This window comes from Cohnella abietis (assembly GCF_004295585.1).
Lineage (GTDB): Bacteria > Bacillota > Bacilli > Paenibacillales > Paenibacillaceae > Cohnella > Cohnella abietis.
This window is the reverse complement of sequence record NZ_AP019400.1, coordinates 5,716,828-5,732,866: the sequence shown is the minus strand read 5'-3', so window position 1 is coordinate 5,732,866 and position 16,039 is coordinate 5,716,828. Positions and strand designations below refer to the sequence as shown.

Genomic DNA, 16,039 nt, shown 5'->3' with positions numbered 1-16,039 from the left:
GACATTGTGTTAACGTTTCGCTAGCATGAATAAGAAGATGGAACAGTCAGGAAAGAAAGGGGCAAGCTCTTTCATGAAGCCAGGCTTACTGGTTATTAGCCATGGGTCGCGAGAAGCCGGCTGGGTCGCTCTCGTGGACGAGGCGGTTGAGGCTGCTCGTGTCTTATTAGGTGATGAACTACACATAGAGGCCGCATTCCTTGAATTGGTGGAGGGGCGACTCATTCAAGACGGGATTGATAGGCTAGAGGCTGCAGGAATTACTCATGTGCTTGCACTTCCACTGTTCATATCCTCAGGTAGCACTCATGTTGATGAGATTGGTTGGGCGCTTGGTGCCTATCCGGAGCCGAAGCTTGAGACGGATTTGGAGAAGCTACAGATTTCAACGGGACTTAGTCTCAGCTATGGTAAGCCGATGGATGACGATTCGGAGCTCGTAAGCATTGTTCTGGATAGATTAAGAGAAATGTCTCATGATCCTTCTCAAGAAAGTATTTTACTTGTCGGGCACGGTAGTCAAGAGGCGGGGTTCCAGGAAGCATGGGAACAGGGTCTTGCTGCTATTGCTAAGCGATTGACGGAATTAGGCGGCTATCATACTTGTTCAACTGCATTATTGCTACCGAATCAGGTTCCAGAGCGCTTGAAACAGCTAAGAATTAACAATACTCATAATGATATTTTGATTCTGCCTTTATTCCTAAGCGAAGGTTATTTCACGAAAGAGGCTGTACCACGTCGCTTGGAGAAATCAATGCCTTCGCAAGCTTACCGTTATGAGGGTCGAGCGTTAATGCCCCATCCCGAAGTAAGCAGCTGGATCGTTCGGCGCGCTCGAGAGTGGGCAGAGAATTTACAAAAGTGATAAAATAAAAGTAAATAATGATTAGCGATTGAACGTGAGATGAAGAGGGGATCCTGTTGGATACGATTCGAGCCCGGTTAATATATAATCCGACTTCTGGCCGGGAGGAAGTCAAACGCAAGCTAGCAGCAATTTTACAGCGCCTTGAACGAGGCGGCATAGAAACATCCTGTCATGCTACAGAAGCTAAAGGGGATGCCATTAAAGCTGCATCAGACGCGGTGGAACGCGGCTTCGACATGATTATTGCAGCTGGCGGAGATGGTACCCTTAATGAAGTCGTTAATGGGATGTCAGACCATGAGCGCAGGCCATCGCTAGGTATTTTGCCGTTAGGAACGACTAATGATTTCGCACGGGCGCACGGCATTCCTCGTAAGTGGGAGCATGCGTGCGATTTGTTGACTCGTCGTCATACGACTCCAGTGGACGTGGGGAAGGCGAATGATCGTTATTTCATTAATATTTCAGGTGGCGGCTCATTGACAGAGCTGTCTTATGATGTACCTAGCAAGCTGAAGACGATGGTTGGCCAACTTGCCTATTATATGAAGGGCTTGGAGAAAATTACGCGTCTTCATCCTACTCGAATGCGGATATCAGCCGAGGGGATTGGCGATTATGACGAGGAGTTTATGCTCTTCTTAATAGCCAACAGCAACTCTGTAGGGGGATTCGATCGTCTCGCCCCAGATGCAAGCACGAGCGATGGCGTATTCGATGTACTTGCTTTGCGTAAATGTAATATAGCAGAATTTCTTCGTATCGCAACATTAGTCATGCGCGGAGAGCCTGTTCTAAACGATTCCCATTTTCTTCATTTTCAGACGAATAAGGTAGTTGTGGAATCAGATCATCGTGTGCAGCTTAATGTGGACGGAGAGTTCGGGGGTACGCTGCCCTGTACCTTTCAGCTACTGCCTGCGCATATTAACGTTATCGTGGATGAGCTCGGTATTTCTTCTTATCGGAAAAACGGAGCAGGGCGGGCATTGCAGCTATGAGTGGATGGAAAGGCAAGGGCAGCAGGAGCAGTCATACGCATTCGTCTCATAAAAGCCCAACTGGGCAAAGAAGAACAACGGGTAACAGGGCTCCAGCTAATATTGTTGGAGTTCCTGTTGCTGCGGGACAGCAGGTTACATGCGATATTATAGGATTGACGCATGATGGAGAAGGGGTAGGCCGGATTGAGGGCTATACCCTTTTTATTCGTGGCGCGCTTCCAGAGGAGAAGGTGCGAGCGGAAGTCATGAGCATCGGCAAGTCGTTCGGACGAGCTCGGATGACGGAAGTGCTCGTACCCAGTGCAGGACGACGCAGTGCTCCTTGTCCCATCTATGACACTTGCGGCGGATGCCAGCTGCAGCACTTGGATTACATGGAGCAGCTTCGCTGGAAGAGACAGCATGTGGTGGACAATTTAGTGAGAATCGGGAAGCTCTCTGTTGCTGGGGAACCTGATTTGCAAAATAAAGAAGGCGCTGCTTCCTCTCGTTCGTCTGTTCTCGTTCATTCAACAATAGGGATGAGTGAGCCATGGCGTTATCGCAATAAAGCTCAGGTGCCACTTGGGATGTCTGCTGGACGGCTAATCGGTGGATTCTATGAGCAAGGTAGCAACGATATCGTGGAGATGGACGCTTGTCTTATCCAGCAGGAAGAGAACGAAGAAACCGTCCGTGCGGTGAAGCAAGCGGCAAGACTGTTAGATATAAGTGCCTACAATCGTGCTACAGGCCGAGGTCTGCTTCGTCATGTCGTCGTTCGTCATGCGAAGACAACTGGGCAACGCATGGTTGTTCTAGTCACGAACGGACGCGATATCCCTCACGCTCTTGAGCTCGTTGCCCTGATTAGGGAAAAGGTATCAGGTGTCGTGAGCATATGCCAGAACGTGAATACCGCTGCAACACCCGTCGTCTTCGGAGAAGAGACGAAGGTGCTGTGGGGAGAAGACGTTATCTATGATGAGATTGACGGCATCCAGTTTGCGATTTCTCCGCGTTCCTTTTTCCAAGTGAACCCGGACCAGACAGAGCAGCTGTACCGTAAAGCGGTGGAGTATGCCGCATTGACCGGAGAAGAGACAGTGATTGACGCTTACTGCGGAGCAGGGACGATTTCATTATTCCTTGCGAGGCACGCTGCTCGAGTATATGGCGTTGAGATTATCCCAGAAGCCATCGAGGATGCACGTCGGAACGCACGAGTGAACAGTATCCCTAATGTGGAATTCGCTGTGGGTGAAGCTGAGGTTGTGATGCCTAGATGGCAAGCACAAGGAATTACCCCCGACGTCATCGTCGTCGATCCCCCGCGCAAGGGCTGTGATATCGCATTAATAACCTCCATGCTGGAGCTTCAGCCCAAACGTATCGTTTATGTGTCGTGTAACCCGTCGACACTAGCGAGAGATTTGAGGCTACTCGAGGATGGGGGCTATCGAACCGTCGAGGTTCAGCCAGTGGATATGTTCCCTCATACGGCACATGTGGAGTGTGTGGTAGGAATGCAACGAATAGATGTAACCCCCTAATATACCCGTGATATTCGTAATAAACCCGTGCTAAAAATCGAATAAAGATGTGATAACAGCGGGGAATGGATGCAAATGACACACCATTTTATTTCTTCAACCCTCCTACAAGTGTTATGCTCAAGCCGAACGAAATTCAGGCATTTCCCCTGAATTTCGTTCGGCTTTTCTTTTCTCCAGGATCCTTCTTCACGTCACACAAATGCTCTCCCAATCCTTTTCTCCGACTTTTCCTCTCGCTTATAAAAGTCCTCCAATCCCAATCCACATATACATTTTTCAGGATTCCCCCGGATTTTTCCCCCTGCTTCAGAAGGTCGTCTCAGATCTCTCCCCGTATCTCTTATCGATTTTTTTCCTACTCGTTTATATCTGCTCGTTCTCTTGATTTTTTAGCTCTCACATTACCCCGATTCTCCTTTGAATTCTCTGTCTTTTGACTGCTTTTCCCCTGTATTTATATCAAGATATTATTCAGATTTTAATAAAGTTGTGATAGAAAAAGTTGGGTAAAAAATTGGGAGAATGAGTGTTTTGTAGCAAGAGTTTATTTATGAGGGCAACGGTGGAATGCGGGTTGAAGGGCTGTTTTTTAGCAGGAGTTTATTCATTTTGAACAGAAGTAAAACAAATTATTGGATGGGAAACCTCCAAAGAATCAGAGAAATTAACCCGTTCCCTTGGCCGTTAACCTGGGCGGGTTATTTTCGTTTGTGTAGATAAGTGAGCAACGCCAGTAAGAACATGCCAAGCATAACGCATCTGATGGAGAATATTCCGCTAGTCTTTCCAAAGCACCTTTACCAGCTTTTATTCCGAGTTAAGCGGCGACGATTACGTGACCAAGCCGTTTAGTCCAGGAGTACTCATGGCCAAGATCAAGGCTCATCTTCGAAGAGTAGAAAGGAACAACTATTGGAGCTACCTGGCTTAACGCTTGATTTCTACGTACATTCCGTCAATATGGGGAGCGAACCTATCTTTTTATCGAAAAAAGAGTTCAGTCTACTGTCCTATATGGCACAAAACGTTAATCGTGCCGTTAGTGTCGATGCGTTGTTTCAGCTCATCTGGGGAACAGAGAGTCTGGAGGATACGAGAACGGTCGCTGTACACATCAGTAACTTACGCAAGAAAATCGAGGTTGACCCTGCCAATCCTGAGAGGATTGTTACGATTTGGGGGACGGGGTATATGCTGGTTGCCAGAAGTGCGTTGCAAGCTTGAACATAAAAAAATGGGACAATGGCGCTTAGGCATTACTTGACGCTGTTGACCCATTTTTTGTTCATTCCACTTACGAACTTAAAGTTTTCTTTATGTTTCACTAATGGGCTAATCTACCATGTTAAGATAAAAGGAAAAAAATCGTTGAGAGAATATTCATGAAAAAAATATTTTCTAGTTTTAATTTTCACGATGGTATTTAGTATGTTTTTTCGTCAGGTGATAGGAATGTCACAGCTTCAACTGGTGAGGAGGTTCCCAGGTTTGAAGCAGTCGATATAACGGATACGACAGCTACTTTAGAATGGGACCCAATTGATGGAGCTGTAAGTTATTCATTACACCTATTCGAGACGGAACTCTTTGGCTTTACGCCAGATAAGTTCAGTCATTATGTGACAGGTTTGACGCCTAACATGGTACAAGAAGCGACTCTGTATTACCGAGATGCCGCGAATGAGACGTTCGAAATAAAACATGAGTTTACCACTGCTCCATTGATTTTAGCACCTCCAGCTAATGTAAGGGTTTTGAATTTACGGTAAGCTGAATGCGGCAGAACCCTATAATGAAGAAGATGGGTTCAGGACCAACAACTCGCTTTGTACGATGTTGCTTCGTTACGTAAATAGGTCTAGAAGATTCTGCGGTATATAAAAAGCTTAGCCAAGCGAACGACCTAGCAAGTGAATGGATAAAGCAGTTGATGGCTTTGTGACATTATCTGAGGCGATTCGACAAAATCTTACCCTTATTAGGCAAATATAGATTATTATAGAGTTACTAATTTAGCGATTCCTTGTAAGAAGTTTATAATACTGTTCATACCGCAACATATGAGAAAAAAATTGAAACAAGCGGTGATTACTAAAGGTTAATATTTGCCAGCAGTGTATGATATATTGTCGACCATACAGGTAGCACTAGGACAGCCTGTTGAGGAGACTGTAATTAAGCCTGAGTTTATCAAAATGCCGGAAGAATCGATTGACTATGGTATTATGGAGAAGGTAGATGACATCTATGTCATTCCATGTCGATTAGGCTGGGATTACGTGACACTGATTTGTGCGAAAGACAAAGCACAAGAAGTCAAGAGGTTGCTTAATGAGCTTCGTTCTCAGCAACTTGAAGAATACTTATCATTTTTCAATGAGATGGGGAACGAAGATGGAAAAAAGTGCATTAGTTACAGGAATTATTGGGCAGGATGGTTCGTATTTAGCCGAGTTATTGTTGGATAAGGGCTACAAGGTGTATGGACTGCGTCGTCGAACAAGCATGCCGATGATGGATAATATTGACCATATAGCGAAGGAAGTTGAATTCATCGATGGAGATTTAATGGATCAAGGTTCCATAGCTCGTGCAGTTATAGCATCTCAGCTAGATGCTAGGTTCTATCAAGCATCTAGCAGTGAGATGTTCGGTAAGGCAGTAGAAACGCCGCAGAAAGAAACGACTCCATTCTATCCACGTAGTCCATACGGTGTTGCTAAAGTATATGGTCGATAAGCCAGAAGATTTCGTCATTTCGACGGGTGAGACACATACGGTACAGGCACTTGTAGAGATTGCGTTCGGTCATGCAGAGTTGAACTGGAGAGACTATGTGGTTATCGATCCTAAGTTTGTTCGACCTGCTGAGGTAGATTTACTGCTAGGAGATTGCACAATAGCGAAGACGAAGCTCGGCTGGAAGTTGGAAGTAGGTTTCGAAGAAATGATTCGGTTAATGGTTGAGAATGATCTGAGATTGAATCGTCAGGCAAAGCTTGTGGGAGCTTAAAATAAGCTGTTATGGGGGCCTAGCTCCCCTATTTAATGTTTAAGGGGAATTAAAGGAATGATTAAGAAAGCTAAGGAACTCTACGCCTATCGGCAAATGCTCAAGAGTCTGGTACTGTCAGACTTACGAACCCGCTACAAAGGTTCGGTCTTAGGATTTCTTTGGACGTTTATTAACCCGTTGCTGACCCTTATTGTATATACGGTCGTCTTTACGACTGTAATGCGAATGAATGTGGAGCACTATGCGATATTCATGTTTATTGGTTTGCTCCCTTGGTTAAATTTCTCCAGCTCAATCCTTTCTAGCGCAGGCGCTGTGAGGCGCAATTCGAATCTGATTAAGAAGATATACTTTCCTCATGAAGTCCTTCCGTTATCGAATGTCATCGGAGGAATTGTCAATTATTTGTTTGGGATGATTGTGCTGTGCATCGCTATATGGATAGTTGGAGTTAACTTCTCCTATCATGTTGTGTACTTCCCAATCGTACTGCTATTGCAATTTATTTTCACTATGGGTTTATCACTGATTGTCAGCGCTGTGACGGTTTATTTCAGAGATGTTGAGCATATTTTGGGTGCGTTGATGATGGCCTGGTTCTACTTCACTCCAATTGTTTACCCTAATTCGTTGATACCAGAAAAGTATCAATCTATATTTGAAGCCAACCCGGTTGTATCCATTTTTGCATCTTATCAAGATATTTTTTATTATCACCGCAATTTAGACTGGTACGCAGTTGGTGTAGGCTTTATCATTGCGTTTATTTTGTTATTCATTGGCTGGTTAGTATTTAGTCGGCTGAAGCGGAACTTTGCTGAGGAACTATAAGGGAGGTACTGACGCTTGCATGTGATTGAGATTAAACAAATGTCTAAGAAATTCAAGAATTATAGGGATAAATCTAATACGCTCAAAGAGCGCTTGTTAAAGATACGTAAGAATGATAGTAAGGAGCATTGGGTCCTTCAAAATATTAACCTTACGATTTCAAAAGGCGAGTGTGTTGCTTTAATTGGAAGGAACGGCTCTGGTAAGAGTACTTTACTGAAGTTGATGACCAAAATTTTGTATCCTAATAAAGGTGAAGTTATTGTTAAGGGAAGAGTATCTAGTTTATTAGAGCTAGGAGCGGGGTTCCATCCTGACTTTACCGGTAGAGAAAATATATATATGAATGCTTCTGTTCTTGGTTTATTAAAGCGAGAAATCGATGAACGCATGGAAGCAATCATTAAGTTCTCAGAATTAAAAGAGTATATTGATCAGCCAGTTCGGATATATTCATCTGGAATGTATATGAGATTAGCATTCTCGATAGCGATAAGTATCCAACCGGACGTTATGTTAATCGATGAAGTATTAGCTGTAGGAGATGCAGCTTTTCAAAATAAATGTATTAATAAAATTGAGGAACTAAAGACTAAAGGAACAACCATTGTGATTGTGGCACATAATGGAGGAATTATAGAGAAGTTATGTGATCGTGCAATATGGCTTAGCGATGGCGAAATTATGGATGACGGTAACCCAAGAATGGTGAATATGAAGTATATGCAGGCACTTTCGGAGAGGGAGAATGCAAGATTACTGGAGGAAGAAGCTGAATTGGCCCAATTGGAGAAGAACAACCGGATAGAGTACCCTTCTACAAAAGCTTCTGAACTCTCGCCAAGAGTGGGTAATCGCAAGGTTGAGATTACTGCTGTTAAATTAATGGATGACCGTAAAGTGTGTCGTAAAGATTTTCGAACAGGTACAAGCATGAGCATTTTAATTGAATACAAGGTGAATGAGGCTTTTGAGGAGGTCTCTTTTGGGATTGGATTTTTTACGTCGGAGAATATTTGTTGTTATGCAACGAACACAAAGATAGATAGATTCACGATCAAGGAGTTAGGTTCACGAGGTGTTATTAGCTGTGAATTTTCAGAACTATCCTTACTTCCCGGAACCTATATGTTGGATGTGGCGGTTTTACATCCCAATAAAAATGAGCCCTATGACTATCTAAGTAAACAATTTAACTTTCAAGTATCATCCGATGTTAAGGATGAAGGGATAGCACGATTAAAGCATCATTGGGCTGTTGAGGTGATTAGTTGATGAGCAATCTAAAGTTTGATGTTGAAGACATCCGAAGATCTATGTACTACGTTAAGAACCGAGTAAATAAACAGCATGAGGATCAAGTAAATAAACAGCATGAGGATCAAGTAAATAAACAGCATGAGGATCAAGGTAGTAGTCAACATAATGAACAAAGTCAGTTGGTCGTTGAGCTTGGTCTGGTCAATCAATTATGGAATGTCAATCCTGAGTATGAGATCACCTCTCATCGTCCAGTGATTGGCAAATTGATTGTGTTTGGAAAAAAAATCGCGCGCAAGTTATTACGCGGGTATGTATCTAATGCTTTTCATAAACAACGTGAGTTTAATGCAAGTGTTACGAGGGCATTGAATGCACTAAATGAGAAGTTAGATGAAGAGCTTTCGGTGTTACAAGGGCGTATTCTGCAGTTAGAGATGGAACGTACTCAGCAACTAGCTGCTGAAGCAGACAGAAAAGCGAAGGTTGAGGAAAGTAGAATTGATTATGTAAAATTCGAAGATCAATTTCGTGGTACGAGAGCGTCTATTATTGAACGCCAACGACAGTATCTTCCGTATTTTGGTAATAAGAAGAATGTACTTGACATTGGTTGCGGTAGAGGCGAATTTATACAGTTACTTCAGAGTGAAGGTGTTTCTGTAAGCGGTATCGATTTGAATGCGGACATGGTGAAATATTGTAAGAACAAAGGTTATGATGTGCATCATGCCAATGTGCTTGAACATTTGGCTACGGTTGACGATAAAACTTACGATGGGATCTTTATGGCGCAAGTTATCGAGCATCTATCCTATGAGGAATACATGCCGCTTCTCAAAGAGATTTTCCGAGTATTGAAACCCCAGGGTGTTGCTATTGTTGAGACAATTAACGTAGAAACGGTAGTGGCAGTAAACTACTCTTACTATCTAGACCCTACTCATGTAAATTTAGTACACCCGGAATTACTTCGTTTTATTATGAAAGAGATAGGCTATTCGAATGTTGAACGTAGAGATTCAGCTCCTGTTGAATTCCGTCCACCGTTACTGACTTCGAATAACGAAGAATCGAGATTGCTGCAAGCCTATCTTGAGCAGGTTCATGCACTACTCTATGGAAATAGGGACTATGCTATTATCGCAATTAAATAATGAAATGAAGGGAAGCCTTAACATGAAAAGAAAAAAGAAGGTTGCGATATGTCATGCACAAGTCCCTTTTGTGAGAGGTGGCGCCGAATTACTCGTAGAGTCTCTACAAAGCGAGTTGATTAAGCGCAATTACGATTCAGAGATTATTGCATTACCATTTAAGTGGTATCCGGATCAGCAGCTTGTGCAAAGTATGTTGAACTGGAGATTAACGGATATAAGTGAAAGCAATGGGGAATCGATCGATCTAGTGATTGCTACGAAGTTTCCTTCATACGGGATTACACATCCCAATAAAGTGACATGGCTAGTTCATCAGTATCGACAGGTGTATGAATTGGTTGGCACGGAGTATAGCTCCTATGGCCATTCGGCCGAAAGTCTAGCGCTTAGAGAATTAATAATGCGCTACGATACGAATACGTTGACGGAGTCGAAGAAAATATTTTCGATAGCACATAATGTAACGGATCGTTTGCGTAAGTTTAACCGGATTGAGGCAGAGACGTTATACCATCCGCCTAAGCATGTAGGTCACTACTATTGTTCTCAGTTCGATAAATATATTTTGTCTGTTGGAAGATTGGATACGATTAAAAGAATAGATCTTCTTATTAAGGCGCTTAAAAACACGGATTCTAGCATGAAATGTGTGATTGCTGGAAAAGGACCTGAGAGAGAAAATCTAGAGCGTTTAGTTGCGAGTCTGAATCTCGAAAACCGAGTGGAGTTTCTAGGGTTTGTTGAAGATAAGCAATTGCTGGAGTTATATGCGAATTGTACAGCCGTATATTTCGCTCCTTACGATGAGGACTACGGATATGTGACGCTAGAAGCTTTTTTATCCAGTAAACCAGTAATTACATTAGCGGATTCAGGTGGTGTGCTGGAGTTCGTAAAACATGAACATTCTGGTATTGTAGCTAATTCTGTAAATGATGTATCAGAGGCAATTAATAAATTGGGTCGGAGCGCTGCGACTGCGCAAGAACTCGGTTATAATGGTCAGCTCGCTGTAGACCACTTTTCTTGGGATCATGTCATTGATCAATTAACAGCTACACTAAGGTAGGTGAAACTCTTGAAAAAAGTTGCGTACTTTTCTCCTTTGAATCCGATTCGATCGGGAATATCGGACTATAGTGAAGATATTCTTCCTTATTTGGCAAAAAGCTTTGAAATCGATCTCTATGTTCCCACGGGATTCGTACTCGAAAATGAGAGTATTAAGAGTGAATTTTCAGTTCGATTTTTCTCAGAGTTTGAGAGGAAGTATCGTAACGAAGCATACGATATAATCATCTACCATATGGGTAACAATTATGAAGCGCATCGTGAGATTTATGATCTGTTTCTTCGTTATCCAGGTATCGTCGTTCTTCATGATTATTCGCTCCATCATTTTTTTGCTTCGAAAACATTAGCTCAAGGGCACAACGAACAATATTGTGATGAAATGTTGTATAGTCATGTGGACAATGGTTTAGAACAAGCGCGACGATTTTTGTCTAATAAAATCCGTCCGTTATGGGAAACGGCGTCCTTGACTTACCCGTTAAATTTAAGAATTCTGAATCGCGCTCAAGCTGTAATCGTGCATTCGGAATTTGCGAATAAGCTCCTAAGAGACCAGGCTTCTTATGTGCCGATTTTCTCGGTTCCAATGCCGAGTACGCATGTAAGCAGATTAGAAGATTTACAACAGGAGAAGGAGGCAGCTAGACAGGCGCTAGGTATAGCAGGCGATGACATTGTGATTGCGTCACTGGGGCATGCAAATCCAACGAAAAGAATACATAAAGTGATTGAAGTGTTAAGTTATCTAAAGAAAAACAAACAATTAAAGCGTTTCAAATACTATGTTGTTGGAGAAGTAGCCACTTCTTATCATTTGAGAGAAATGGTAAAGCAGTACGGTCTTCAAGATCATGTGATTATTACTGGATATGTTAAGTTGGACGAGTTCGAGACGTATATTGCAGCATCAGATATTTGTGTGAATTTACGTTACCCTACCCAAGGTGAGAGCTCGGCCAGCTTGTTGAAGATACTTGGTCATGGTAAGCCCGTTATTGCGACGAACATCGGTTCGTTTGGTGAGTTTCCAGCCGAGATCGTACACAAAGTTGGTTATGATGATAGTGAAGTGAGTGCTATTGCGAAGGCTATTGTACAAATTTGTGAGTCCGATCAGCACATGATTCAGAAACAAGTACTTGAGTTCGTTAATCGTCATCATACATTGCAAATATGTGCGGACCAGTATGCTAATCTCGTTGATGAAATCGTTGAAAGCAAGCAAGCGAACGTTTTTATTAGTTTGGAGAAAGTAATAGAAAACTACACGGAGAAGGTTATGGAATTTGGAACAGGGCAGACTTCCTTAGAAGAAAGTCTGCAACGATTCGCGAATGAAGTTGTTGGTGTTTTTAATCGAGATAATCCATAATTTTTCGAACGGATTCTCCAATTGAAAGCTGGCTAGTATCTATAATAATATCGGGATTCTGAGGAATTTCATAGGGGGCGGATACACCTGTGAAATTTGGAATTTCACCGGCAAGTGCTTTTTTATACAGTCCTTTAACGTCACGCCTTTCACATTCTTCAATCGGACAATCAATAAATACTTCAATGAATTCCCCATCAGCAAACAAAGTTCTAACCATAGAGCGGTCCTGTTCATACGGAGAAATGAACGCTGCAATGACGATGAGTCCAGCATCGACCATCAGTTTTGCTACCTCCCCAATCCGCCGGATATTTTCTGTACGGTCCTGGGGGCTGAAACCTAGGTCGCGATTAATTCCGTGTCTGATGTTATCACCATCTAGGACATAGCTTCGATAATGGCGGCGAAATAGCTGTTGTTCTAATGCGAATGCGAGCGTTGATTTCCCTGACCCGGATAACCCTGTGAACCATAACACGCGGCTCTTATGTTTGTTGAGTTTATTACGATCCTCTTTCTTAATCGTAGAGTGTTGCCAGGTGATATTTGCAGACTTCGGTTCCAAATTGTTCACTCCTATAAAGATAGTAAAACTGTAGGTAGGCTTATATGAAAGATAGACGTGATTTAATCTTATCACAGGAGCGATTTCATGAATAACTTTTTTGATCCATTCTCCAGGTTTGCAGATTTAGATACAAAGCTTCTAATAAGCTGCCCTCATCTAAAAGAGCAACATGGAGGTCTATTTGTTGTCGATTTCGCGATGAAAAATATTAGTAAACTTGTATCAGCGGATTGCCGAGGGATAGCTCGAGATGACCGGTATTATTATGTGGCTACAAACTCACATGGTATATTCAAATTCGATCACGAAATGAACAAAGTGGGTGTTTATAATAGTTCTAAGCTTGATTATCATGGCATGGCAATCGGACCGGATGGGTTGATCTACATTGTCGAGACGGCGCGCAACACAATTGCTATTCATGAATCGACTTCATTCCGTAAGGTAGATGAGATTGTCATTAATAAGATTCAAGATAAAGACATAAATCATATTAACGATCTTAGTATTGTGGGTAATCGACTTTATCTCTCGATGTTTTCGATTGACAGCAATTGGGGAGAGAGTAGAGATTATACACGAGGTATTATAGCAGAGTATAATCTGATCACGAATGACTTCGTTAAAACTCATGTTGAAAATCTGCATATGCCACATAGCGTTAAGATCATTGAAGATGAGCTCTACTACTGTAATTCATTAGGGTTAAGTTTGAATAAAGGGAACAATCGTATCGCAAGTTTAGGAGGATTTACGCGAGGATTGGCTCATGACACTTGGAATTATTATGTAGGTCAAAGCGAGATGAGACACCTCAGTCGCGCGTTGAAGCATGTACCGAATTTTTCAGTAGACTGCGGGATTCATATTATTGAGAAAACCACCAAATCGTCTCGATTTCTGCATCTGCCGGCATCCGAGGTATATGACATTGTTATTCTGAGTGAGGGCGAAAGAAATTTCCCTGATTCTTTCGATCCAAGTAACGAAAGTTTAATGAAGTTGTTCATCTCCCTCAGCGATTGGAATTTTGGTGAGGATACGCATGTATGGACGGCGGCTAAGCAAGCAACAGTTCAACTCCATAAGTACCGTGGCCGTGACAAGTTGATCTTAGATTTACGGAATGGATACCCGGGTGAACTGGATTGCGATATATTGGTTAATTCCCGATTAATAGGAACAGCGAAGTTCACGGAGCCAGAAGATCAACAACTGCAATTTTCTCTTGACTCTGTTCACCCAGGGCCCATAGCAATAACGTTATCCGTATCACGCTTATGGTCGCCGGTTGATGTTTCTGAGAGTGATGATAATAGGATACTTGGTATTGCAGTTAAGTCAATTCAGATTAAATGAATAATGAGGTGGTGAATTATGGCGTCATCATACTATAATGAAGTCGTAACATGGAAGTAATGTCGAGACGATCCAGTCTGTGCTCGGGCATTTTTTATATTCAAGCGAATTTAAATCGCCGCTCACTCCCTCATGGGAGGCGAGCGGCGATTTTCTGTTATTGTTCTATTGCTTCGATGAAATTAACTTGGAGTTTCTAGTTAATCGAATATTGTATGGATAAGAGTCTCGAGGGATTTGCCCGTTCGTTCCATCGATGAAGAACCGTACTGTCGGCAGACCAAGTGTATGAACATCGCAAAGAAGTGTATGCGGCCGCAAAAGCCAAGACCCTAATCGCTGGTCTGGTGCTATTCGTGACTGGAGCTTGGATGATGAAGTCTGGCTTAATCCTGAAAGGGCCACGCTTATTCAGGCTGTGAAAAAAACGCTTATGTTTTTCCTAGTAAGTCGCGACAACTATCTTGACAAATACCGTGAACGAGCTCTCATTTGAGATCTCAAATAATAAGCTGATAATAAAAGTACTAAGCTTATAAATGATAATAATACCATTTTCCAATACGTCGGCTTGCTCTCCTCAATAATAACTTCGAAACTTAGTGGAACATTTTGGGGGTTAATTAAGTGAAACCAAGCCACTTCTTCTTGAACAACACTAATGGTAACTGTATAACTACCAGTGCCACTGGTTGGAATAATTTGTCCCCTAATAATTTTAGTTTCTCCTGGCTGGACGTCAGGAAGTAGTTTAGCAAATCTGCCCTCGTACAAATAATCACCATTACTTGTAACGGTATAGCCAGGATATATAAGAAACTTATTGTTCTTAAGTCCTTTGGCAGGCCAAATTATCGGGCTAGTATTTTTAATAGAAAATTCAACGTCTATTGGTTCTCCTAATTGAACCACTGTATCCGCTTTGATTAAGGAGATTTCAAACTGAAATCCTTCCATGGGCAACGGGTTTTCAGAAGTAGTAGCATACTGTTGATTGACATTGTTCGTTTTTGCAAGAGTTGGTTCAATTTGTGTTATCACTTTGCTATTTTTGATTTCTTTAATTAGTGATTCAGTTCTTAATGTCATTCCAGTTTGATTTAGATGGTAAAGAGAATCGAAGAACAAGTTTATATCTTCGTAAATAAACTCTTTCGGTGTGCCTAGTACATCAAAATTATTCGTATTGAAATAATCAAGTAGTTGTTCAAAGTATGGATCGTTAATTAACGGTTCTGATCCAAGTACAGCTGGAAAAGTAATATACAGATTAATATTGTTCTGTATACACCAATCCTTAAATGACTTTAGTCGCTGTAAACCAAAAGTTTCCTTGAAATCTGGTAAACCATTATAAGGAGTGATATCAGGCACATTGAGATCAATGTTCGAAGTATAATCACCGTTTTTATTTAATGATTTAGAAGTATATCCTTCACCAATATTGAATTCCGATCCATCGAATAGATACTGTTCTTTTAAGCCCTTCAAGTAATCTCTAGCGCTAATATGGAAAAGATACTCTAGCTTCTTATTAAGGGGTAGCTGTCGATAATAAGCTTTATCCCAAGTTAAGGAGTAAAATACCATTTCTTTACTGATCTCTCCTTCATAAATTAAATATTCATATTCGAGTGGCATGATGATGACATCGCCACTCTTAGCGACTTCCTTGGTTCGATAAATTATATAATCGATTTGAAGAGCGGCATTGGTTGCAAAGTTAACGGTAGGAATTCCTGTTTGTTCTTCGATATCTTTAGCGCGTATACCGAATAGACCGTTGCTACCGCTTGTTATCAGGATCTTGTTTCCCTTTACTGAATTAGCGTAATCTGATTTTAAATCATATGTATTTTTTATCCAGTTGGTCGCTATAGGTGTAGCAAATGTACGATATAGGACAAGGAGATAACAACCGAACAACAGAAAGCTAACTACAAAAAAAAGTATTAATAAGCGAACAGGCGAAACCTTTTTCATTGC

Annotated in this window: 13 protein-coding genes and 1 pseudogene; 12 read left to right on the top strand and 2 right to left on the bottom strand. The window is 41.9% G+C overall.

Annotated elements, in window-relative coordinates:
* Positions 1 to 25 precede the first annotated feature (25 nt).
* From KCTCHS21_RS25140 to KCTCHS21_RS25090, 11 genes and pseudogenes are all read left to right on the top strand, one after another.
* Positions 26 to 868, top strand: a complete 843-nt coding sequence (locus tag KCTCHS21_RS25140; RefSeq protein WP_130614559.1) for a sirohydrochlorin chelatase — start codon at positions 26 to 28, stop codon at positions 866 to 868.
* 65 nt (positions 869 to 933) lie between these two features.
* A complete protein-coding gene (locus KCTCHS21_RS25135; protein ID WP_408621819.1) occupies positions 934 to 1,872 on the top strand; it encodes a diacylglycerol kinase in 939 nt (312 codons plus the stop codon).
* Positions 1,869 to 3,407 carry a 23S rRNA (uracil(1939)-C(5))-methyltransferase RlmD gene (gene rlmD / locus KCTCHS21_RS25130; RefSeq protein WP_130614554.1) on the top strand — a complete coding sequence of 513 codons (1,539 nt, stop codon included), beginning with the start codon at positions 1,869 to 1,871 and terminating at the stop codon, positions 3,405 to 3,407. Before KCTCHS21_RS25135 ends, rlmD begins: the two co-directional genes overlap by 4 nt.
* Positions 3,408 to 4,322: 915 nt before the next feature.
* Positions 4,323 to 4,634, top strand: a complete 312-nt coding sequence (locus KCTCHS21_RS25125) for a winged helix-turn-helix domain-containing protein (RefSeq protein WP_232057960.1) — start codon at positions 4,323 to 4,325, stop codon at positions 4,632 to 4,634.
* A gap of 881 nt (positions 4,635 to 5,515) precedes the next feature.
* On the top strand, positions 5,516 to 5,878 hold the full coding sequence (locus KCTCHS21_RS31845) for a glycosyltransferase family protein (protein WP_232057959.1): 363 nt from the start codon (positions 5,516 to 5,518) through the stop codon (positions 5,876 to 5,878).
* Positions 5,805 to 6,423 (top strand): annotated as a pseudogene (locus tag KCTCHS21_RS25115) (GDP-mannose 4,6-dehydratase). The gene KCTCHS21_RS31845 and the pseudogene KCTCHS21_RS25115 overlap by 74 nt, the downstream one beginning before the upstream one ends.
* A gap of 57 nt (positions 6,424 to 6,480) precedes the next feature.
* Positions 6,481 to 7,257, top strand: coding sequence for an ABC transporter permease (locus tag KCTCHS21_RS25110; RefSeq protein ID WP_130614552.1), 777 nt, complete (start codon positions 6,481 to 6,483; stop codon positions 7,255 to 7,257).
* Between the two features lie 21 nt (positions 7,258 to 7,278).
* Entirely contained in the window at positions 7,279 to 8,532 is a 1,254-nt protein-coding gene (locus tag KCTCHS21_RS25105) for an ABC transporter ATP-binding protein (RefSeq protein WP_232058269.1), read from the top strand.
* Entirely contained in the window at positions 8,532 to 9,674 is a 1,143-nt protein-coding gene (locus KCTCHS21_RS25100) for a class I SAM-dependent methyltransferase (RefSeq protein ID WP_130614550.1), read from the top strand. The genes KCTCHS21_RS25105 and KCTCHS21_RS25100 overlap by 1 nt, the downstream gene beginning before the upstream one ends.
* Before the next feature lie 22 nt (positions 9,675 to 9,696).
* On the top strand, positions 9,697 to 10,746 hold the full coding sequence (locus tag KCTCHS21_RS25095) for a glycosyltransferase family 4 protein (protein ID WP_130614548.1): 1,050 nt from the start codon (positions 9,697 to 9,699) through the stop codon (positions 10,744 to 10,746).
* 9 nt (positions 10,747 to 10,755) lie between these two features.
* Positions 10,756 to 12,123 (top strand): glycosyltransferase family 4 protein, encoded by a 1,368-nt coding sequence (locus KCTCHS21_RS25090; RefSeq protein WP_130614546.1) that lies wholly within the window; start codon positions 10,756 to 10,758, stop codon positions 12,121 to 12,123.
* On the opposite strand, the gene cysC is transcribed toward KCTCHS21_RS25090, so the two are convergent.
* On the bottom strand, positions 12,104 to 12,691 hold the full coding sequence (gene cysC / locus KCTCHS21_RS25085; RefSeq protein WP_130614544.1) for an adenylyl-sulfate kinase: 588 nt from the start codon (positions 12,689 to 12,691) through the stop codon (positions 12,104 to 12,106). The two genes, KCTCHS21_RS25090 and cysC, sit on opposite strands and share 20 nt — an antisense overlap.
* Positions 12,692 to 12,778: 87 nt before the next feature.
* Here cysC and KCTCHS21_RS25080 point away from each other — a divergent pair, with 87 nt between their 5' ends.
* Positions 12,779 to 14,053, top strand: coding sequence for a DUF4915 domain-containing protein (locus tag KCTCHS21_RS25080; protein ID WP_130614541.1), 1,275 nt, complete (start codon positions 12,779 to 12,781; stop codon positions 14,051 to 14,053).
* Positions 14,054 to 14,512: 459 nt separating this feature from the next.
* Here the strand turns inward: KCTCHS21_RS25080 and KCTCHS21_RS25075 are convergent, their stop codons facing one another.
* Positions 14,513 to 16,036 carry a COG1470 family protein gene (locus tag KCTCHS21_RS25075; protein WP_130614539.1) on the bottom strand — a complete coding sequence of 508 codons (1,524 nt, stop codon included), beginning with the start codon at positions 16,034 to 16,036 and terminating at the stop codon, positions 14,513 to 14,515.
* Positions 16,037 to 16,039 lie beyond the last annotated feature (3 nt).

Excerpts from the sequence above, each read along its gene's own strand:
- KCTCHS21_RS25140 (WP_130614559.1), top strand. The coding sequence starts at position 26 with ATGAATAAGAAGATGGAACAGTCAGGAAAGAAAGGGGCAAGCTCTTTC.
- rlmD (WP_130614554.1), top strand. The coding sequence starts at position 1,869 with ATGAGTGGATGGAAAGGCAAGGGCAGCAGGAGCAGTCATACGCATTCG.
- KCTCHS21_RS25110 (WP_130614552.1), top strand. The coding sequence starts at position 6,481 with ATGATTAAGAAAGCTAAGGAACTCTACGCCTATCGGCAAATGCTCAAG.
- KCTCHS21_RS25100 (WP_130614550.1), top strand. The coding sequence starts at position 8,532 with ATGAGCAATCTAAAGTTTGATGTTGAAGACATCCGAAGATCTATGTAC.
- KCTCHS21_RS25095 (WP_130614548.1), top strand. The coding sequence starts at position 9,697 with ATGAAAAGAAAAAAGAAGGTTGCGATATGTCATGCACAAGTCCCTTTT.
- KCTCHS21_RS25080 (WP_130614541.1), top strand. The coding sequence starts at position 12,779 with ATGAATAACTTTTTTGATCCATTCTCCAGGTTTGCAGATTTAGATACA.
- KCTCHS21_RS25075 (WP_130614539.1), bottom strand. The coding sequence starts at position 16,036 with ATGAAAAAGGTTTCGCCTGTTCGCTTATTAATACTTTTTTTTGTAGTT.